The 19,891-nt window shown below is 50.7% G+C and carries 21 protein-coding genes; 6 read left to right on the forward strand and 15 right to left on the reverse strand.

Annotated elements, in window-relative coordinates:
* The first annotated feature begins 105 nt into the window (after positions 1-105).
* The gene (locus HKT17_RS08255; RefSeq protein WP_008250836.1) at positions 106-1,347 is read left to right on the forward strand and encodes a DUF445 domain-containing protein; all 1,242 of its coding nucleotides are present in this window, start codon (positions 106-108) and stop codon (positions 1,345-1,347) included.
* A 65-nt stretch (positions 1,348-1,412) separates the two neighbouring features.
* On the opposite strand, the gene HKT17_RS08260 is transcribed toward HKT17_RS08255, so the two are convergent.
* Positions 1,413-2,357, reverse strand: a complete 945-nt coding sequence (locus HKT17_RS08260) for an alpha/beta fold hydrolase (protein WP_171099221.1) — start codon at positions 2,355-2,357, stop codon at positions 1,413-1,415.
* Between the two features lie 206 nt (positions 2,358-2,563).
* Here HKT17_RS08260 and HKT17_RS08265 point away from each other — a divergent pair, with 206 nt between their 5' ends.
* Positions 2,564-3,340 (forward strand): ferredoxin--NADP reductase, encoded by a 777-nt coding sequence (locus HKT17_RS08265; protein WP_008250838.1) that lies wholly within the window; start codon positions 2,564-2,566, stop codon positions 3,338-3,340.
* An 81-nt stretch (positions 3,341-3,421) separates the two neighbouring features.
* Here HKT17_RS08265 and HKT17_RS08270 read toward each other — a convergent pair whose 3' ends face one another.
* Together HKT17_RS08270 and HKT17_RS08275 are read right to left on the reverse strand one after the other, a co-directional pair.
* The gene (locus tag HKT17_RS08270) at positions 3,422-3,826 is read right to left on the reverse strand and encodes a carboxymuconolactone decarboxylase family protein (protein ID WP_171099223.1); all 405 of its coding nucleotides are present in this window, start codon (positions 3,824-3,826) and stop codon (positions 3,422-3,424) included.
* Positions 3,816-4,277, reverse strand: a complete 462-nt coding sequence (locus tag HKT17_RS08275; RefSeq protein ID WP_171099225.1) for an SRPBCC family protein — start codon at positions 4,275-4,277, stop codon at positions 3,816-3,818. The genes HKT17_RS08270 and HKT17_RS08275 overlap by 11 nt, the downstream gene beginning before the upstream one ends.
* 81 nt (positions 4,278-4,358) lie before the next feature.
* Between HKT17_RS08275 and HKT17_RS08280 the strand changes: the two genes are divergently transcribed.
* Positions 4,359-4,658, forward strand: coding sequence for a hypothetical protein (locus HKT17_RS08280; protein WP_008250842.1), 300 nt, complete (start codon positions 4,359-4,361; stop codon positions 4,656-4,658).
* A 25-nt stretch (positions 4,659-4,683) separates the two neighbouring features.
* Here the strand turns inward: HKT17_RS08280 and HKT17_RS08285 are convergent, their stop codons facing one another.
* On the reverse strand, positions 4,684-6,588 hold the full coding sequence (locus HKT17_RS08285; RefSeq protein WP_171099226.1) for a hybrid sensor histidine kinase/response regulator: 1,905 nt from the start codon (positions 6,586-6,588) through the stop codon (positions 4,684-4,686).
* A 22-nt stretch (positions 6,589-6,610) separates the two neighbouring features.
* Complete coding sequence (locus HKT17_RS08290) at positions 6,611-7,315, reverse strand: dienelactone hydrolase family protein (protein ID WP_171099228.1); 705 nt, start codon at positions 7,313-7,315, stop codon at positions 6,611-6,613.
* A gap of 179 nt (positions 7,316-7,494) precedes the next feature.
* Here HKT17_RS08290 and HKT17_RS08295 point away from each other — a divergent pair, with 179 nt between their 5' ends.
* Together HKT17_RS08295 and HKT17_RS08300 are read left to right on the forward strand one after the other, a co-directional pair.
* Positions 7,495-7,764, forward strand: coding sequence for a hypothetical protein (locus tag HKT17_RS08295; protein ID WP_171099230.1), 270 nt, complete (start codon positions 7,495-7,497; stop codon positions 7,762-7,764).
* A gap of 17 nt (positions 7,765-7,781) precedes the next feature.
* Positions 7,782-8,846, forward strand: coding sequence for an MBL fold metallo-hydrolase (locus HKT17_RS08300; protein ID WP_171099232.1), 1,065 nt, complete (start codon positions 7,782-7,784; stop codon positions 8,844-8,846).
* Between the two features lie 42 nt (positions 8,847-8,888).
* Here HKT17_RS08300 and HKT17_RS08305 read toward each other — a convergent pair whose 3' ends face one another.
* The 8 genes from HKT17_RS08305 to asd form a co-directional block, all read right to left on the reverse strand.
* Entirely contained in the window at positions 8,889-9,302 is a 414-nt protein-coding gene (locus tag HKT17_RS08305; protein ID WP_171099234.1) for a hypothetical protein, read from the reverse strand.
* A gap of 225 nt (positions 9,303-9,527) precedes the next feature.
* Positions 9,528-10,955, reverse strand: coding sequence for an ABC1 kinase family protein (locus HKT17_RS08310; protein ID WP_171099236.1), 1,428 nt, complete (start codon positions 10,953-10,955; stop codon positions 9,528-9,530).
* 110 nt (positions 10,956-11,065) lie between these two features.
* Entirely contained in the window at positions 11,066-12,391 is a 1,326-nt protein-coding gene (locus HKT17_RS08315; protein WP_171099238.1) for a DUF1329 domain-containing protein, read from the reverse strand.
* A gap of 38 nt (positions 12,392-12,429) precedes the next feature.
* Complete coding sequence (locus HKT17_RS08320) at positions 12,430-13,302, reverse strand: class I SAM-dependent methyltransferase (RefSeq protein WP_171099240.1); 873 nt, start codon at positions 13,300-13,302, stop codon at positions 12,430-12,432.
* A gap of 8 nt (positions 13,303-13,310) precedes the next feature.
* Positions 13,311-13,691 carry a DUF2237 family protein gene (locus HKT17_RS08325; RefSeq protein ID WP_171099242.1) on the reverse strand — a complete coding sequence of 127 codons (381 nt, stop codon included), beginning with the start codon at positions 13,689-13,691 and terminating at the stop codon, positions 13,311-13,313.
* 3 nt (positions 13,692-13,694) lie between these two features.
* Positions 13,695-14,144, reverse strand: coding sequence for a hotdog fold thioesterase (locus HKT17_RS08330; protein ID WP_171099245.1), 450 nt, complete (start codon positions 14,142-14,144; stop codon positions 13,695-13,697).
* Between the two features lie 51 nt (positions 14,145-14,195).
* Positions 14,196-14,939, reverse strand: a complete 744-nt coding sequence (locus HKT17_RS08335) for a fused MFS/spermidine synthase (RefSeq protein ID WP_171099248.1) — start codon at positions 14,937-14,939, stop codon at positions 14,196-14,198.
* A gap of 20 nt (positions 14,940-14,959) precedes the next feature.
* Positions 14,960-15,832, reverse strand: a complete 873-nt coding sequence (gene asd / locus HKT17_RS08340) for an archaetidylserine decarboxylase (protein WP_240965746.1) — start codon at positions 15,830-15,832, stop codon at positions 14,960-14,962.
* A gap of 62 nt (positions 15,833-15,894) precedes the next feature.
* On the opposite strand from asd, the gene HKT17_RS08345 reads away from it, so the two are divergent.
* Entirely contained in the window at positions 15,895-17,568 is a 1,674-nt protein-coding gene (locus HKT17_RS08345; protein WP_171099250.1) for an aminotransferase class III-fold pyridoxal phosphate-dependent enzyme, read from the forward strand.
* Here the strand turns inward: HKT17_RS08345 and HKT17_RS08350 are convergent.
* Both HKT17_RS08350 and HKT17_RS08355 read right to left on the reverse strand, forming a co-directional pair.
* Positions 17,505-18,137, reverse strand: a complete 633-nt coding sequence (locus HKT17_RS08350; protein ID WP_171099252.1) for a hypothetical protein — start codon at positions 18,135-18,137, stop codon at positions 17,505-17,507. The genes HKT17_RS08345 and HKT17_RS08350 overlap by 64 nt on opposite strands.
* A 572-nt stretch (positions 18,138-18,709) precedes the next feature.
* A complete protein-coding gene (locus tag HKT17_RS08355) occupies positions 18,710-19,873 on the reverse strand; it encodes an acyl-CoA dehydrogenase family protein (protein ID WP_171099254.1) in 1,164 nt (387 codons plus the stop codon).
* Between the last annotated feature and the right edge of the window lie 18 nt (positions 19,874-19,891).

Consider the following 19,891-nt stretch of genomic DNA (forward strand, 5'->3'; position numbering starts at 1 on the left):
GAACGAGACAAGACAGATTAGAGAAAGCCGTCCAAAAAATAGATCGACGACTATATATCTTTATACTTTACCAACAAAAAATAAGATTCTAAGGGGACGCCTTTCATGGATTGGGCAACTATTTACGCTGATGTTCAGCAGAACTACCTCTTTTACCTCTCAATCCCTGTAGTTGCCGCCATCCTTGGTTATGTCACCAAGATTGCCGCGGTCAAAATGATGTTCTATCCCATGAAGTTTGTGGGCATTCCTCCCTTCTTCGGCTGGCAAGGTATTGTGCCGCGCAATGCCCTTCGCATGGCTTCTATTGCAGTTGATACCATTACGACCAAGCTTGTGTCGGTCAATGAGGTGGTTTCCAAACTGGATTCAGAACGCCTGGGCAAAGAACTGGAAGGCCCTGCGATGGAGGTGATCGAGACCATCATTCGCGAAGTGATGTCTAAACATCAGCCCAGGCTTTGGGAAAGTTTGCCCAACTTTGCACAGAAGAAGCTGATTGATCGAGTGAAGAAAGATGTGCCGGGTGTCATCGCAAGCGTGATGGAAGACATCAAAGGCAACATCGATGAAATTCTGGATTTGAAGGCCTTGGTGATTCGTATCCTGATGAAGGACAAGCACCTGCTGAACCGGATTTTTCAAGAAGTGGGCCGTGAGGAATTCAAGTTCTTTGGCGTGTCAGGCCTTTACTTCGGTTTCATGATCGGTGTGGTGCAAATGGTTCTGTGGGTGCTGCTGAAAGAGCCATGGATTTTGCCTGTATTCGGTTTCCTGGTTGGCTTTATTTCAGACTGGATCGCACTGAATATTTTGTTCGAACCCAAGAAGCCCATTCCATTCGGCTCTTACACCATTCAGGGCCTGTTTCTCAAACGCCAGCAAAAAGTGGCTGCTGATTACGCAAAAATTATCGCTCGGGATATTCTGACGCCCCAAACCATTATCGGTGAAATGGTGGCAGGCCCGCTTTCTGAACGTGTTCAAAAAATGGTGGATGAGCGCGTACGCGAAATGGTGGACAGCAAAGCCAGCATTGTGAAGCCTTTCGTGGTGATGGCTGTGGGCGCAGAATCATTCCAGCGCATGAAGCAAGATACATCTGAAATGTTGATGGCCCGCCTGGCCGATGTGATCATGCATGCCGAAACTTATGTACAGACATCGCTCGATATCGAGAACGTGGTGGGCAAGAAAATGCAAGCCATGACACCGCTGGAGTTCGAGGGGCTGCTACGCCCGGTGTTCAAGCAGGAAGAATGGATTTTGATTATGACTGGCGCCATTCTGGGCGGCTTGGTGGGCGAAGGCCAGCTGATGGTGATGATCAAACTGGGCATTATTTAAGCACAGCTTCAGCAGAAACAAAAAACCCGGCAACGCCGGGTTTTTTTATTAATCTCACACTTCATTTATATCTGCACCCTGGCTTTGGCGAGGCCCGGGTTCTCTCGACCAGTTTCCGCAAACTCCACAAATTCCGACACGCAATTGGCAACCCACTCGGAATGGCTTTGCACAACCCAATGTTGGGCATCAATGTCGCGGCGCCACACATTGTGGGCATAGGGGTAACAGGACTCAACCAGCGCCGTAGTCACAAATTTGTCTTTGGTAGGCACCAGCAATTGCACAGGCACCTCGGTTTGACGCAAGCGCGGGTTACTGATGCGAGGGAGCATGTTGGCACGGTACAAGTTAATGCCGTTCACGCCATCTTTGCGCTGTGTTGGGTTGGCATCGTGTTCTACGCCCTCCATTTTTTTCACAATGCCCGGCCACGCTTTGTCCAAGCCCATTTTCCAGGCGGCCGGTGCCAAAAAAGGCAATTGAAAGGCATACACGTACCAGGAATGCATCAACTGTCCCATCACGTTGCCCAAGGCTTTGCGATTGTTGGCAGCAAAGCTGTTGCGCATCCACATGCCAATGTGGTCAAGACATGGGCCTGAAATGCTGGTGTAGCTGGCAATGCGTGATTTAAGACGATGGTCAGTCACGCTTTCCCAAGTTTGAATGGAGCCCCAATCATGTGCAACCAAATGAACCGGTTGGGTGGGACACACAGCCCGCATGACAGCCTGCAAGTCTTCGGAAAGTTTGCCCAGAGAATAGTCCCACATCCAGCCGGGCTCGGTTGACTTGCCACAGCCGCGCACGTCGTAGGTGACCACATGAAAATGATGCTTCAGAATATCGACAACCGGATCCCACACGGTGCTAGAGTCAGGGTAGCCGTGCACCAGAATAATGGTGGGATTGTGGGGTTCGCCGTGGCTGCTTACTGCCAGCTCCACGTCGCCTGAATGTACAACCATCTGGCTCATCTGCCGCTGTTTTTCGTTTGTCTCTGTCATGGGTTTTGTGCCCTTATTGGATGTTGTTGTGGTGTACCTTCGACTCCACTTTATAACCCCCATTGAAGCCGTATTCTTTCCAACGGGTTAGAGTGGCAACTCCAAATAAGCAAATAACTAAAAAATAGAATGACTTACAGCGTTTTTTGATGCAGTGCGTTATTATTGGGCCGTTTGAAAAACTTACGAGAATTAAAGCCGCAACCATGTCAAACCTGATTCAAGAACAAGTCACTGAAGTCCATCACTGGAACGACACGCTCTTTAGCTTCAAAACCACGCGAAGCCCAGGGCTGCGTTTTCACAACGGCCACTTCGTGATGATTGGCCTGGAAGTTGAAGGCAAGCCGCTGCTACGCGCATACAGCATCGCCAGCGCAAATTACGAGGAGCATCTTGAGTTTTTCAGCATCAAGGTGCCCGATGGCAAACTGACATCCCGCTTGCAGCATTTGAAGGTGGGCGACTCCGTACTGGTGGGTAAAAAGCCCACAGGCACACTAATTCTTGATGACTTGAAACCCGGCAAAAACCTGTTCATGTTCGGTACCGGCACGGGACTGGCCCCTTTCATGAGCCTGATCAAAGACCCAGACGTTTATGAGCGCTTTGAAAAAGTGATTTTGGTTCACGGTGTGCGCTACGTGAACGAGTTGGCTTACAGCGAATTCATTACCGAAGAGTTGCCCAACAACGAATTTTTTGGCGACATGGTGCGAGAGAAGCTGATCTACTACCCCACCGTAACCCGTGAAGAGTTCAAGAACGTAGGGCGTATTACAACGCTGATGGAAAATGGCGAATTGTGTAAGGATGTTGGTCTGCCGCCCCTGAATCCTGAAACTGACCGTGCCATGATCTGCGGCAGCCCAAGCATGCTGGCAGACATTCGCGGTATTCTGGATGCCAAGGGGTTTGTGGTGTCACCCGGCGTGGGTGAACCCGGCGATTATGTGTTCGAGCGCGCATTCGTCGAAAAATAATTCAACCACATCCAAAAGAAAAACCGGCGTCAGGATCGATCCGAACGCCGGTTTTTTTATGCACAAAGTAAGTCAATCAACTTATTTGCCAGATGTTTTTTCAGCTTCCAGTTCTTCCAGCAAAGCCTTGGCCTGGCGCATGCTGTCCATGGCAGCCGGAAACCCGCAATACACGCTGGCATGAATGATCAACTCACGTAGCTCATTGGGAGTTAGGCCGTTGTTGATTGCACCGCGCATGTGCAGCTTCAATTCATTGGGACGATTCAGCGCAATCAACATCGACACAGTCGCAATGCTGCGAATTTTGGGCTCGAGCCCTTCACGGGGCCACACAGTGCCCCAGGCATGGGCGGTGACAATGTCTTGAAGCGGTGCCGCAAAATCATCGGGATTTGACACCGCCTTGGCTACATAATCGGCACCCAATACCTTGGTGCGCATTGCTTTGCCGGTGTCGTAATTGGCTGGTTTGTTACTTGCCATACTTCTCCCCCAGTTTTTCAATGAATCGATCGACCAGTCCGTCAAACATGGTTTTAATAAAACCAGGTGTGGCAGCTTTCAACAACATGGGTACCTTGATGTCCCGCAGCTGCCCGTTGATCTCAATTTCAATGTCGACTTGCTTGCCATTGGGCTTGAACTGAAACAAGCCTGAAAGACTTGCATTGCCCACGCCTTCTTTGGCCTTGAAGCTCAAGCGTCCGTTGGCCTTGTCCACTTCATAAGTGGCTGCATAGTGAACCGCATGTGACACACCCATGGCGCCGATGGGCTTGAGTTTCCACTCAAAAGTATTTGGGCCAAGCTTGTTCAAACTTTCCAGTTTGGGGAAAATTGAAATCAACGGCTCAATTGCTTCGAGGTCGGCCAATACGGCATCGTAATTCAAAGCCACAGTGGCTGTTTTATCCAGTGAAAGTTTGCTGTCCATGTCAAATTCTCCTCAGTTTTCAGGCCGCGCTCCTTGTGCTGGAGTACACTGCCGAAATAATAGTTTGATTAAATAATACTCATGAGTAACATACCAGCAGATCCGCTATTGCGGATAAAAAAGCTATCAGATTCACTCGAAAATAATGAATTTGAAAACACCAGCGCACTAATTTTCGCGTTCCGGCAAGAAAAAGACCTGTTACGCGATTTACCTGCGGTATTCGAAGGTGCCCTTGAAAGCATTCTAGAGCGCCTGGAAAGCACCGCCATGTTTGGCGGGGAAAGTTGCTCATTCAGTCAAAGTGACTTGCTGGCTGCACTCACCATTTGGCTGGAAAAAGCAAAGTCCTATCTCGAAAAGCAACTGGGCATTGTGTAAGCCAAGCCTTTTTTCCAAGCGGTATTCAAGCTGTTTTCTGGGCAATCTCTTCAATCAATTTGTCCAGCTTCTCGAAAGAAACAGGTTTGGTCATGTGCAAATTCATACCGGCCTGTGTCGACATGGCAATGCTTTTGTCATCCGACAAGCCCGACAAGGCACAAATAAAGCTGTGTTTTGAGGCTGCGTTCTCGGATCCCCGGATCACTTTCGTGGCTTCATGCCCGTCGAGATCGGGCATGTCAATGTCCATCAACACCAGGTCAAAACACTGTTTCTCGCACAGTTCCACGGCCGGCAAACCACCTGTGGCTTGCACCACCTGGTGCCCTCTTTTTCCAAGGTAGCGGTCCAGCAACTTGATGTTCATGGGATGATCATCTACCACCAGAATACTCAGCGCCCTTGAGGGCGACTCAACCGCCTTACTCGACTTGGCCTGGCCTTGGGCAGAGGCCAGCGGCAAATTCAAACTGACGGTAAACACCGAGCCCACACCTGGTTCAGAACTCACATCAATACGCCCACCCATCAGCTCGACAAGCCCCTTGCAAATCGCCAAGCCCAAGCCGGTGCCACCATATTGGCGGTTAATTTCACGGCTGGCCTGGCTAAATCGCTGAAACAGTTTTTGCAAGGCTGGCTGACTGATTCCTATACCGCTGTCAGCCACTTCAATGAAAACCTCTGTTCGCCCTTGCGTGGGTTGCGAGGTCATTAAACGCATTCTCACATAACCGGTGTCGGTGAACTTCAAAGCATTGGAAACCAGGTTTTGAACCACCTGCCTTAGCCGGTTTGCGTCGCCGTGCACAAAGCAAGGGCCCTCAGACTCATTCACCAAAGAAAACTCGATATTTTTCTTAAGGGCCAAATTGCGGTTGAGTGAATACACCTGACGCACCATGGCATCCAGATCAAATGGCGAAGGATCTAGCTTCAATCCATTGGCCTGAATTCGCGAATACTCCAGCACATCACTCAAAATCAAATGCAGGCTGGTTGCAGAGCTGGAAATATTACGAACATCACCCCGCAACTCTGGGTCATCCAGCTGCTCCTCAAGCAACTTCGAAAAACCGATAATGGCATTCAATGGTGTACGTAATTCATGGCTAATGGTCGCCAAAAATTCCGACTTGGCGCGATCGGCGCTCTCGGCCTGCTCTTTGGCCAGCACCAAATCGCTGACATCAAGGCAAACCGCATACATGCTGACTCCCGGCGCCTTTGCTTCGCGCTGCAGTGTCAACTGGAAATATTGTGGCTCTACCCCACTACGCCGAGCGGTTGAAAAAACCAGCGACTCCCGATTTGGAAAAGCCTCTGGACGCGACAACACGGTACGTATCGCAGCGTGATACTTTGAATCTATATGCTTGAGAACAAGAGTCCAATCGGCAATGAATTCAGCCCGGGTCAGCGAGAAAAAACGTTCAATCGAATTGTCGACATTCTCGACCCGCACGCGCCCTTGCTCGGTCACGCTGAACTCGACTACAAAACCGTTCAGGCAGTTCTCGACACTGAGCAGACGGCGTTTTTCTTCTTCAAAACCAGCCAGCAGCATATGCTGTTGCTGATTCAACCTGTGTACCGTGTTAACCAGAGTTTCGAAAAAATCTTTTCCCGCCAGGTAATCGGGCGCGGCGTCCTGACTGCCCAGGTTCAACAAACTTTCCTTGAGCTGAAAACTCATCCATGCGCGGGTCAGTACCCTGCCCGCGACATAGGAAACCACGACAACCACTAACAACAACAAAAGCTGCCCAAACCAGGCCAATTCACCCAACTGCGTCCAAAACACAATTGAGGCAAGAACACCCACGGCAAAGAGTAAACACAGCAAAGGATGATTGCGCCATGAATCGTCAATTGCCTTTGAGACTATCTTGCTCAGGGAAGCGGCGCTGGCAGAAGGTGCTTTCAAGAAAGTAGCCTTTAAAAATGACTCAGGCCGAGATGGTTCGGGACAAAAACTCCAGCGAGCGACCCCTGGCCAATGCTGCGGCCTTCTGCTGATACATTGGGCGCCCCCAACAATTAAAGCCATGGTCCACATTTGGATAGGTGTGAATTTCAACGTTGTGATTGGATTCAAAGGCTGCTTTGATTTGAGACACAGCTTCCAGAGGTATAAAGCCGTCTTTCTCGGCAAAATGCATCAACATCGGAACTTTGACTTGGGGCGCACGATCAAGCGCGGTGTGAATTCCGCCGCCGTAGTAGCAGATGCTTGCGTCCACGGCACCCGGCGTAGAACCCACCAGATAAGACAACATACCACCCATGCAAAAACCCAGACTGGCCACTTTTCCACTCACTTCGGGACGAGCCTTCAGTGCCTCGGTAGCGGAACACAAATCTTGAACCGCTTTGGGAAAATCCATTCCCTGCATCAGCGCGAATCCTTTTTTAAAACCGGCATCATCATAAGCAATGTCAACACCCGGTTCCTGACGCCAAAACACATCGGGAGCAAGCACCACAAAACCGTCGCTGGCGTACTGGTCTGCTACCTCGCGAATATGCTGGTTCACACCAAAAATTTCCTGAATCAACACAATACCTGGACCCTTGCCTGTGGGAGGAAGGGACAAATAAGCGCCAAACTTGCCGCCGTCTTTGGCGTTGATCGAGATTCGTTGGGACTGCATAAAGTGCCTCTCTGTGTGGATAAAACAGTGTGTCTGGATTGTAACAGCCAGAGTTTGTTTGAGCGCGCCCCACAAGACTACAAAAAACCATAGAAATTAAAAAATACTGTACACAGTTACAGTGTTTATTGTACAGTTGTTTTCAGGGCGACAAAAAAATAGTCAAAGGAGTAATCAAGATGAGTATCAAGCGATTCACTGTGTTTTTCGTTCTGTGGGTGTTGGGTTGCGCTTTTGTTCTCGAGCCTGCATTTATTGCGCCCTTGTTTGAAACCAGCAGCACCCTTGAGCTGGCCTTGGCCGGCAACCCTGGACAACTGGGTGGCCTCGAATTAAACACAAACAGCAGCACTGCGGTAGAATCAATGGACCATTTCAGAGTACTTTGTTTGCTCTACTTCGGCTTGCCTGTTGCTGTTTATTTGGCGACACAGTGGAAGGAACTCTAATTCATCCTTGTTGAACCATGAAGTATGTCGTAGCTGGTGTGTTTAGTGTCATCGCAGGTGTTTTGATTCAGGGTTGTGCAGCATCGAATCCATATTTCGATTCTAGCAAGCCTCACCACAGGCCAGATGGCTTTGTGAATTCCGATGGCACGATTGTTTCAAAACCAATGTCTGACCTGCTTCGTTGGTACCGCGAACGATTCGGAAAAGATTTGCCCCCTCCTCCAGGTAAATTCTTAGCCAGCTACGCTGATTTCCCCCAAAAGGCATTCGACAAAAGCCAGCTTTCCGAGTACTCGGAAACCACAGCCACCTGGCTTGGGCATGCCACCGTCATGGTTCGCGCAAATGGTTTCACCATGCTGACCGATCCTCACTTTTCAGTTCGCGCCTTTCCGGTGCAATGGGCGGGTCCATCCCGCAAGGTCCAATCGCCAAGCCGTGTTGAAAACCTGCCGAAGATTGATGTGGTGGTGATAAGCCACAGCCATTACGACCACCTGGATCACAACACCGTGGTCAAACTGGCCAAGCAGCAGCCTGATGCCCTCTTTCTTGTACCGCTTGGTCTTGAGTCGCTTTTGAAAAGCTGGGGTGTTGAAAAAGTCAGGGAAATGGACTGGTGGGAAACTCACACCATTGGAGAAAACCAGATTACCTTCGTACCCGCGTATCACTGGTCTGCGCGCACGCTGACAGACCGGAACAAATCACTGTGGGGCGGCTGGACGATGAAAAACCCCAAGCTGAACTTCTATTTCTCTGGCGACACAGGCTACAGCAAAGACTTCGAAGAAATTGGGAAACGCTTGGGTCCATTTGACTTCAGCGCAATTGCAGTGGGCGCTTACGAACCTCGCTGGTTTATGAAAGCCCAGCACATTAACCCGGATGAGGCCGTGCAAATTCACAAAGATGTGCGGTCTACCAAGTCCATGGGCATTCACTGGGGTACTTTTGAGCTGACCGATGAACCGCTTGATCAACCTATTGGAGATTTGAAACTTGCACTGGAAAAGCACAATGTGGCGCCCAGCAACTTTGAGCTGCTGGGGCATGGGGACACTATAAATTTACGCTGACAGTGGCAGATAATTGTGAATGACTTAGATTGTCTGTCTAGGTCAAATCAATTTGTTGAACTGGGGCATGCAGTGTCGAACCAAGGTCATTGTGAGCAAATCATTCAGTTGATCGTCTGTGGCCTTGTCGGACAAAAAGTGAAGCCCAGCAAAGGAAGCCCATGTTGCCTCGGATACTCTGAATGGAGTGTCCTGAATAATCAGGATTTGTGTGCCTGCCGCATACATGTCGAGCAAAGTGTTTTGAATCAGGGCACTTGACCGTTGAAAGCTGGCACGAACAACCACAACTCCCACACCTAGATTCTCAGCGGCCAACGCAAGTTCTTTGCCGGTTTGACGGGGTAAAACCTCGTGTTGACCCCATACTTTTTGGGCGAACACACAAATTTTGTCCAACAACTGTTTGTTGGGTTCCAGTACCACCACACCGATTGAGTCTTGCGCTGTTGACATCCTGTTCGCCTTTTTGTCTAGGACAACTTTAATCATTTGATCACAAGCCGATGGGTAGAGCAATGCAAATTACTCTATATGCTCAATAAAGATAATCAATATGCAGTGCGATAACCATTAACGCACATTTAGAGCGCTCTAAGACGCAAAGGTTCCTGCTGTTTTTGTTTCAAAACAGAGTTTCAGTTGACAATTCCGGACAAAGAAAACTGGCTTGATTCGAACTTAATTCAAATCCAAATAAGGTTTCAGCAACGCATGCAGGCGCAGTTCAGCTCGCAGGGTTTTCAGGGTAACCAGCACCCCACCGATACGGCGGTGCAAAAAAATGATCTCCTGAGGGGGTATCTTGAAATGCTTGGACATCATTTTCAAGGCTGCAGTTTGACCAACCCTGGCTGGCAAATCGGTGTCGCCAAATCGGTAAGCACCGCCCGGTGTATAAAGCCGATCGGGCACCATGGGGTCAAATGGTTTGCGAAACGGCTCTACTATCAGTTCGGTCAAATCGCCAAACCCTTCCAGAAAAGACTGGGGGGTACTGGCATCCATCAATCCAATGTCCAGAACACCCCGGGCCACTTCTTGCCTGTCGGCTTGAAGGGATCCCCGAACAATGCGCCCATAGCTTTCAACAAAAGATTTGTCGAAAGGACGGGTTGCACCAAAGTCGAGCGTTACGATCTGATCGTTCTCACCATCGGGATCAATACGAACCCGGTAATTTCCGAAATGAGGATCGGTCTGAACCAGATTCCATTCAAAAAACTCGGTGACAAACAGTTCGGCAAAGCTTTGAGCCAAAGCATTTCTGCGGCTTTGCGACAAGGCCTGAACTTCTTTGGAAGAAACGGAATACCCAGGCTCATAGCGTGTTGTCAGCACACGTTGGGCACAAAATTCGGGGTACACCTTGGGCACAATAAAACGTGGGTTATCAGCCAGCCTGTCGTAAAACGTCTCGGTGAATTCCCGCTCCTGGACATAATCGCATTCACGCACAAGCATATCGCGCAGTTCATTGAACACATCGGTCAAATCAAGCGCTTTGGGAGCCAGGCGAGTCGCGGAAATCAAGCGCGACAAGGTGCGTATGTCAGTGTCAATGGCGTTGGCCACACCCGGGTACTGAATCTTGACCACAACCTGCTCACCAGTGGCTTTGAGGGTGGCCAGGTGAGCCTGCCCCAAGGATGCAGCAGCAATTGGCTTTCGCTGAATGTCGAGCTTTGCAATTGTTCTTTCACCGAGCGCGTCAATCAATTGCGGTTCAACAAACGACCAACTAACTGCGGGAGTGTTGTCTTGAAGTGTGGCCAAGACCTCCACAGCCTCTTCAGGCAAAAAATATTGCCCATACAGCGAGAGCATCTGCCCGGCCTTCATGACGCTGCCTTTCAAACGACCCAGTTCATCGGCCAGTTCTTTGGCTTGGGCGCGGTAAAAATTTCGATTGGCTTCGTCTTTGGATTCGCCACGGCGAAAGAAATTGCGCACCGTGTGGCCTGCAATTTTTGCACCGGCACCTACACCCATCCGTGTCAAGGCTACGTTGCGTTCAAAGGCGCCGGTTTTAATGCGGTCCATGGTGCTGCCATCGGCATCAGCCTTGGCATGGGCTTCTGCGTTGTCCGGTTTGTCCTGCTCAGCCATGCTGCGAAAGGTCCTTGCGAATACAAAGTAAGTTGGGCGACATTGTAGTGGTTGGTCGCCCAGTACTGATGAAAAAGCACTCTAAATTGCCAGTGCAGTTTCACACAAAGTTAGCGCATCAATTTACGCAGTGCAGCGGGCGTAAATTCGCCGGCTTTTACTGGCACGTTGAACTCTGTGGCAGGTTCTTCATTCTGGAATGCACTGAATACCGATTTGCGTGCATTCAAGTCATGTTGCACTTCCCCAGAGGTATACAAGCCGGGCGCATCGTAGGCCTGCATCAAATACAACATTTTGACGCGCCACAGTTCACCCTTGGTGTCGTACTGGTCCATCAAGGCTACATACCAGCTGTCTTCATCCACATACATGGTGCGCTTGGAGTAGATATGTTCTGCGCCCTGCTTCAATGTGCCTTCAATCACCCACACCCTGTGCAGTTCAAACCGGGTCAACTCTGGCTTCAAAAAAGCATCGTTGATCATGTTGTCGTACTTCAGGCTTTTGTCGCTCAGTTTGTAATTGTTATAAGGAATGTACATCTCGCGCTTGCCCTGCAACTTCCACTCAAAACGCTCTGGCGAACCGTTGAATCCGTATATATCGTCGACAGTGCGCAAAGCATCGGTGTTTCCGGCCGGGGCGGCATGCACCAGTTCAGGTGCGCGCAATACACGCCGCTGGCCTGAATTCACGATCCAGGCATTGCGGGCATCTTCTTTAAAATTGAGGGTATCGAGCACCAACAACGCTTCGCCTGATTGTGCTGAAGGCTTGGTAGATTCGCCGATCAGTGCAAACAACAGCGTGCTGCCTGCCTTGCCGATCGCTGGCGCCCACGCAATGGTTTGGCTGCTGGCAAATGTAATCGGCTTGCTGCCATTGCCTGCCACAAACCCTGCGGTGTGAGACCTTAAAGTTTGTGCTGGGCGACGAAGCAAAGTGTTCCAGACCGCCTCAAGGCCATTTTTTGGCTGAGGGAAAGGCACACTGGTGGATTGAATGCCTTCAACGGCCAGGCCACCATGCGCCAGCTTGGCTTTGCCAGCCTCCGTGCTGATGCTCGTCATCATCTCGGAGGAAAAAGCCGAAGTGCGATGCGTTTTATAAACGGGAATGCTGTAGTTTGGGTAGCGTTTAATCAGTGCAATTTGCCCGGCAGGCAAAAATTTCTCATGTTGAGCCAAATTACTTTGGTTCACCACGAACAATGGTTTTTCACCTGCAAATGGGTCAACGTAGCCCTTCTTGGGATCAAACCCGGCTGGCGCTTTGGTAAGCCCGCCAGTCCACTCAGGAATGGTACCGGCCGCATTGCCGGCTATTTCAGCGCCCAAGGCGTTCACTGAACCGGTTTGGGCGATGGCAACGGTGCCGCTCAGGGCAAACCACATTGCCGAGGCCACTACGCCTCGCAATAATTCAAATCGCATGTTGTCTCCTGCTGGTGGTTCTGCTTTTTCTTGTCAGTCTACTTTACCGCACTGGCGGGGCGTGCAAACAGGATGCGGCAAAAGTCTGCACCTTTGCCCGAACACGCGGGTATTTGCGCTGCAAAGTCGCTGGGCTTAAGCACTTGGCAAGCCATACCCAGTTCCTCCATGGCCAATTGCAAATGACCTGCTGTTTCAAAATGCAGGTGCACTTTGCCCCGAACAAAAATACCAAGGCCTGCAACGAAAGCTTGTGCCAAAGGGTCTGAGTTTTGGGCCTGCAAATGAATGTCGGAAAGATAAGCCCCCTGCTGAAACTGCGCCAAAGTTGAAGAAATTCTGGCCCACAGGTTCAGTACGGAGTCTTTGTCAAAATAATTCAGCAGTCCTTCAGTCACCACCGCCAAGCCTTGGCTGGTATCCAACTGCATGGCCAAACCATCCAGGCTGTGTGCACCCTGTTCTGCAAAAGCATCGACAACTTTGATGTGGTGATTCGGGCAGGCCCTTAGGCGCGTGGCCAGTAATTTTTTCTTCTGAGCGACCATGCCCGGCAGGTCAGCTTCAATGTAGGTAATTTTGTCGCCGTAACGTTCAACAAAACGACTTCCGCGTGGCGACAAACCTGCTGCGATTTCAATAATTTGAGTGACTTTGCCTGACTCAATCAGTTCAGTCAGGTGGTGATCGATCAGATCGTGCCGGGCCAACAAAAAATCTTCGAGTGTTGGGCCACCGAAACTTCTGGACACAAACATGGAAGGAGCCAGCGCCAAGTGCAGCGCGCTGGCAGGCATGGATTTCAATTCAGGAATAGATCGACCTGTGGTTTGCCAAACCTGCCCCGTGTACAAGGCCGTGGGGCTTATGCGGGCCGCAGACAGCCACTGCGAGGCAAGTTTTTTAACCATGAGATCCTTTAAACAATCGAATGTTCAAGCAGGGTTTCCAGGGGAATTATTTCCAAGGCTGTTTGGTTGGTGCCTTCCAGGTAAACAGGTGGTGCAACATCGGCCTCATAGGCCTCCAGCCAACGGCTGGCACACACGCACCAGCGATCGCCAGGCTTTAAGCCCGCAAATCGATACTGGGGCATGGGGCTAATGAGATCGTTGCCCATGCGCAACTGGAACTCCAGAAACTCTTGAGTGACTTTGGCACACACCACATGGCGACCTGAATCGTTGGGCCCGGTGCTGCAACAACCATCCCGCATAAAGCCGGTGAGAGGCGCATAGGAGCAGGCGAGCAAGGGCCCACCGAGAACATTTTTATCTTGTTTCACAGTAACTTTGGACATGAATTATTTTGAACCGGGAACAGGCACAACGGCCATGGTGAGTCGGGAAATACAGCTGAGCTTTCCGCTGTCATCATGCAGCTCAATATTCCACACTTGAGAACTTTTGCCGGCATGCCACAGTTTGGCGGTACCTGTTACTTTGCCGCTTCTAACGCCGCGCAAATGGTTGGCGTTGACTTCTTGCCCTACGCAATAAAATTGACTGTTATCGACCAGCAAATTGGCGCCGATACTGCCCAGGGTTTCAGCCAACAGCACATTTGCTCCGCCGTGAACCAGGCCAAAGGGCTGGAATGTGCGGGTGTCTGCGGGCATGGTACCGCGAATGTAGTCGGGCCCTACTTCAGTAATTTCAATGCCCAAAGCCTCACAGGCCGTGTTTTTACACATGGCATTCATGTTTTCCAGATTGGGCTTGGAAAACCAGATGGATTGTTGATCTTTTTGCATGGCTGCGATGTCTCTGTAAGTTTAATTTGTGTCCTATTTTAGGCATGCAATTTAAACTTTGGGACAAGCCTCGATGAGTTTGGCCACTGTATTAGACAAATTTAGGGCAGTTTCATCTTTTAGGCGTTGGCAATTGGCATACAAGTCAGCCAGGTTTGAGGAAAAACCAGCGCCAGCATGGGCCACGGCGATCACATTGCCACTGGCGCAAGGTGCCAAAGCCATCGCATGCCCATCGAAGGCATCCAGCAAGCGCTGCTTGCTTTGGGTGGAATCTTTTTGGTTGCTTAAAAGATTGGCGACCAAGTACCCCTGCTCACTCAACAAGGCCTTGCAGTTCAGGTAAAACGCTGTGGAATTCAAGGGGCCCACTTTGGCCTTGCCATCGAAACCATCCACCATGATCAAGTCGAATTGCCGGGAATTGCGGCTTACTGCATTGGCCATGTAGTCGGCGCCGCAATTCACTTCGATCTGAAAGTTTGGGGAAAACGGCGGCAGCTTGAAATGCATTTGCGCAGCGGCAACCACGGCAGGCGATATTTCCACCACTGTAATTTTGCAAGCGGGCCTGTGCTTGTGTAAAAACTTGGGCAAAGCCCCCACTCCAAGGCCGATGAACAAGGCCGTACGTGGCCAGCTTGAATCGGGATTGAATAGCAATGGAGCCATCATTTCACGCGTGTATTCAAGCTCGAGCGCATAGGGCCTTGCAATGCGCATGGCCCCTTGCACCCAGTCACTGCCAAAATGAAGTTGGCGAACGCCCTTTTCTTCGCTGATCAATATGTCCATAGGGCGCAAGAATAACCGAATTATTCAAACAGGGCTTGCCCCATGAACAATCGGCTTCCTTCACTTAAGCCCTCGACAAGATTCCAGTGTGGTGGCACCAACAACACAATCGTAGAACCGTGCTCAAACCACCCCAGTTCTTCTCCCTTGTGAATGGGTGCGTGAGTGCGAACACGTTGAGGCCCGCGGTCGGTTTGATTGAATACACGGCCAGTGCAATGCAAACGAATGCCCGCCACCAGAATTGCCGCCACCGGCACAATGGCGAATGGTTCACCTTGCGCGGTTTTACCGCTTAACACCGCACGTTCGTTTTTACAAAACAGTTTTTCTACCCGCTTCAGTGCCACCGGGTTCACGTTCCAGGTGTCGCCGTGAATGTAATCCACCTGCTCCACCACCCCATCAATTGGCGAATGCATTCGGTGGTACATGCTGGCTGTAATCCGGATGGTGAGGTATCGATGCCCATGAAACTTCATGGCCTGTACTGGGTCTACCAGCAATTCTTCGATGGCGTACGGAAAGCCTTTCACCTGAAGCAGGCTGCCGTCCTCCACCAGGCCATGGGCGCCCAGAATTCCATCGCAAGGGCTGGTGCCCAAGGCACTGGTAGCCACGGGCCGCATACCCGGCTTCAATGCACGGGTAAAACAATCGTGAATGGAATTGAATTGCTGCTTTTGCGCCTCGTGCAGGTTTAAATCGGCAAATTGGCGCCACAACCACAAGGCTGGCTGGGCAAACCACGGGTGTTTAATTTTGCTCACCTTGCCCATCAACCAGGAACTGAACAAACGAGGGATTCGATTGGTCAGCATGAAGTTGGCACTTTCCTGCAACTGAATGCGGGACGCCTGATGCGCAGAATGTGCCTGTGTGTTTTTTTGCAATTTAATCAGCCTGTCACCGAGATGGCGTACAACCTTACCTGTTGTATTTGACAGAAATGTGTATGAACCTTGACAGCTTGACTTTACTGATTGGCGCCAGCGCCAGTGCCTACCTTGTATTCAAAGCGCACCGCCGACTTCAATTGTCGCGTGCAAAACACCCCGGCTTAAGCGGCCATGTGCGAATGGCCAAGCGCGTATCGAGACTGATACCGCATTACAACCTGGAAGGTGATTCGTTTTTCAACTGTGACGGTGCCAATGATGCGCTCGTTGAGAAGCGCCGCAAAGGTTTCCAGAATTTGTCCCAAGACCTGTTGGGGCGCGCGCCACAGGGAAAACGTTTGCTGGAACAGGCGATCAGCAGCATTTCCGATGCACAGTTTACTCACAAATACCGCGTTCCCTTCCAATTCAGAAATATGGTCAACGAGAATTTGTTGCCTGCACTTTTTCTGAGCAAATCGGAGGGAGTTCATCTGTGGGACATCGATGGCAATGCGTACATCGACGTGACCGGTGCCTATGGCACCAACCTGCTTGGCTACGACACTTACAAAAGTTTTATCCGCCAGGCGGCCATCGACATGGACCCATTGGGGCCAGTGCTTGGCCCCTATCACCCGGTGGTGCTGGACAACACGCGCAGAATTTTAGCCCTGGCCGGTCAGGATGAAATTTCATACCACATGAGCGGAACCGAAGCAGTGATGCAGGCCGTGCGCCTTGCGCAATACCACACCGGTCGCCAACGCATAGTACGTTTTGCGGGTGCCTACCATGGCTGGTGGGGCGATGTACAACCCGGCGTGGGCAACCCTGTAAGCGCAGATAGAACGTTGACGCTACAAGAAATGAGCCAACGCACACTGCATGTACTGGCCACCCGAAAAGACATTGCCTGCGTATTGGTAAACCCATTGCAGGCCTTACACCCCAACACAAATGCACCCGGTGATTCAGCCTTGATCAGCAGTGGCCGTAAAGCGGGATACGACAAAGAGGCTTATACCCAATGGTTAAAACAGCTTCGACAGGTGTGTACAGAGAATGGCATTGTGTTGATTCTTGATGAGGTTTTTTTGGGTTTCCGCCTGGCCAAAGGTGGCGCACAAGATTATTTTGGGGTGCGTGCCGACATGGTGACCTATGGCAAAACACTAGGCGGCGGATTGCCTGTGGGCGTTTTGTGCGGCAAAGCCCAGTTGATGAAGCGCTACCGCAACAACAAACCAGCAGACATCTGCTTTGCACGGGGTACATTCAATTCACACCCTTACGTGATGCAAACCATGAACCTGTTTCTAAGGCACATTGACGGTGTTGAAATAGAACGGATGTATCAAAACGTAGACACGACCTGGAACACTCGACGCGCAGCTTTGAACAAACGGCTGACTGAGCTGGAGTTGCCGGTTGAAGTGCAAAACATGACTTCAATTTTCACCATTCTGTACAACACGCCGTCGCGCTTTAACTGGATGTTTCAGTTTTACCTGTTGCAAGCTGGCGTGATGCTGAGTTGGGTTGGGTCGGGGCGAATGATTTTCAGCCACAACTACACCGATGCAGACTTTGATGTATTTTGTGACCGCTTTATTCAAGCAGCCCGTTGCATGCAGGCCGACGGATGGTGGGACACCAGCGAGGCCTGCAACAGCAACAAGAAGATTCAGCGGCGGGTACTAAAAGAAACCTGGCGTGCCTTGACATCGTCCATGGGATCAATCAGCTGACCTTTGAGCAGATAGAACGGCGACTTGTAATAAATCTTCACGTCATGGAATGGGTCGGTGATAATTTTCAGGGCCCAAACCAAACCTGTTTCGATGTCACGAATGAAGAACAGGTGAATGGTTCTAAACACCAAACCACCCAAGCCCAGCCACAACCACGATTCACCCACACTGCGCACAAAGCTGGTCATGTCTGCACCAGTGGGAGACAATCCGAAGGTAGACGGGCTAAACCAGATCAAAATCGGCAAGGCACCCCAAATGCTCAGCAAGATAACTTTGCGGCGCAGGTTGTAGCCCACTTTGATGTCTTCTTTGTGATCGTGCGTGGCATCGTTCACATAATCGTAGGTTTTGGGCTCGAAAAAGAAATGACCGATTTGGCGACTTGTCATGGCCACCAACCATGCCACCAAGGCTGCGGATACTGGATCGATAAACAACAATACGTAGCCAAACAGGAAAGACAGCGCGCTGAGCAAGTGCAGGCTTTGATTGATACGGCTGTGGTGATAATAGCGGTGGTCGTCCCAGCGCTGTTCGTGCAAAGTCTCGAAGATTTTTTTCATTTAGGCGATACAAGGAAGTGTTGAAAAAGTACTAACTTCCCTTTATGCCAGTGTGATGTTGCGGTTTTGTGTCGAATCATCGCAATTGTCTTCTCAACCAGCGCGAATCCCAATCATTCGCCAGAAAACCTGTTGACCCCTTATTGAAATTCACCCTGACTCACCTCGCTCGGCAAAAAAGCGGGCCGAGTCTCGGTGCCGGCCATTGGCCGACCGTGGCGGATGAATTCAAACGGGCAGGTTTTCTTGAAGGCGAAGCGATTGGGACATCGCTGCTGATTGAGCGTGAACATCACAGGTGACCAATTGCACACTAGCGCGCTGATTGGCCGGAGTGTGTTCGCTAACGTCGGTGAATTAGCCAACTCGGCAGTGGGTTAGCCTGTTCCGAACATAGAGAAAACCGCCCCATTTGAATTCGTTCGCTGCGTTCGGCTGCAAGCCGACACAGACCTCGGCCATGTTTTTTGCCGAGGTCTGTGAGCAAGAATTAATTCAAAAAGGGACTAAGCGGTTTTCAGTGAGGAATCAGGCAACCCCGTCGAGTTGGCGATGAATTGGCCACCGTCGATTTATCGACCGAGTTCGCCTCTCGCAATCACTTCCTTCATGATTTCCGACGTGCCCGCATAAATGGTTTGCACCCGTGCATCGGTGAAGAATCGCGAAATTGGATATTCCTCGGTGTAGCCATAGCCGCCAAACAGCTGCAGGCATTCGTGCGTCAATTTCACCTGCAACTCAGTGGACATCAATTTCAAAATAGAGGCTTCTTCAGTGGTCATCGCACCCAATTTGAACCGCGCTTCACACTGCTTCAAGTACGCTTTGGTCAGTTCAAGTTGCGCGCGCAGTTCCGCCATTTTGAATCGGGTATTTTGAAACTGGGCAATGGTGCTGCCAAACGCCTTGCGCTGGGTCACATAGTCCGCAGTAATGGCCATGGCACCTTCACAGGCACCCACCGCTTGTGAACCCAAGCCAAGACGCTCGCGTGGCAATTCCTGCATCAAGTAAATGAAGCCCTTGTTTTCTTCGCCCAGCAAGGCGTTGGCAGGCACACGCAGATTGTCAAAAAACAGCTCCGCCGTGTCGTTGGAATGTTGACCCATTTTCTTGATGCCCTTGCCTTTCTTGAAGCCAGGCAAGCTGCTGTCCACCAAAAACAGACTGATGCCCTTGGCACCTTTGCTGGTGTCTGTTTTTGCGGCCAATACGATCAGGCCACAATGCAAACCATTCGTAATGAAAGTTTTTGAGCCATTGATCACCCACTCGTCGCAATCGCGAACAGCATTGGTTCGCATGCCAGCCAAGTCGCTGCCAGCGCCGGGTTCAGTCATGCCGATTGAACCGACGATTTCGCCTGTGACCATGCGGGGCAACCACTGCGCCTTCTGCTCAGCCGTACCCAGGTTGTTGATGTAAGGCATCACAATGTTGGCGTGCACGTTCAGCGCCGTGCTCAGTGAATGCAAATTCAAACGGCAGGTTTCTTCAAGAATCATCAGGGCTACTTCGAATGGTGCACCGGCTGCGCCAAATTCTTCGGGCATGTCAGGGCCCAACATGCCGGCGGCACCCAGCATCAGCCAGGTTTCCTTGGGCATCCAGCCCTCTTTCTCCCACTGGTCGTAATGCGGAATCACTTCTTTTTCAAGACAGCGCAACAGCATGTCCCGAAACAAGGTGATGTCTTCATTTTCAGCCATTTTGAATTGGTCTGCTGTACCCATGATGATTCCCTTTTTCAG

Source organism: Limnobacter sp. SAORIC-580 (assembly GCF_013004065.1).
Taxonomy (GTDB): domain Bacteria; phylum Pseudomonadota; class Gammaproteobacteria; order Burkholderiales; family Burkholderiaceae_B; genus Limnobacter; species Limnobacter profundi.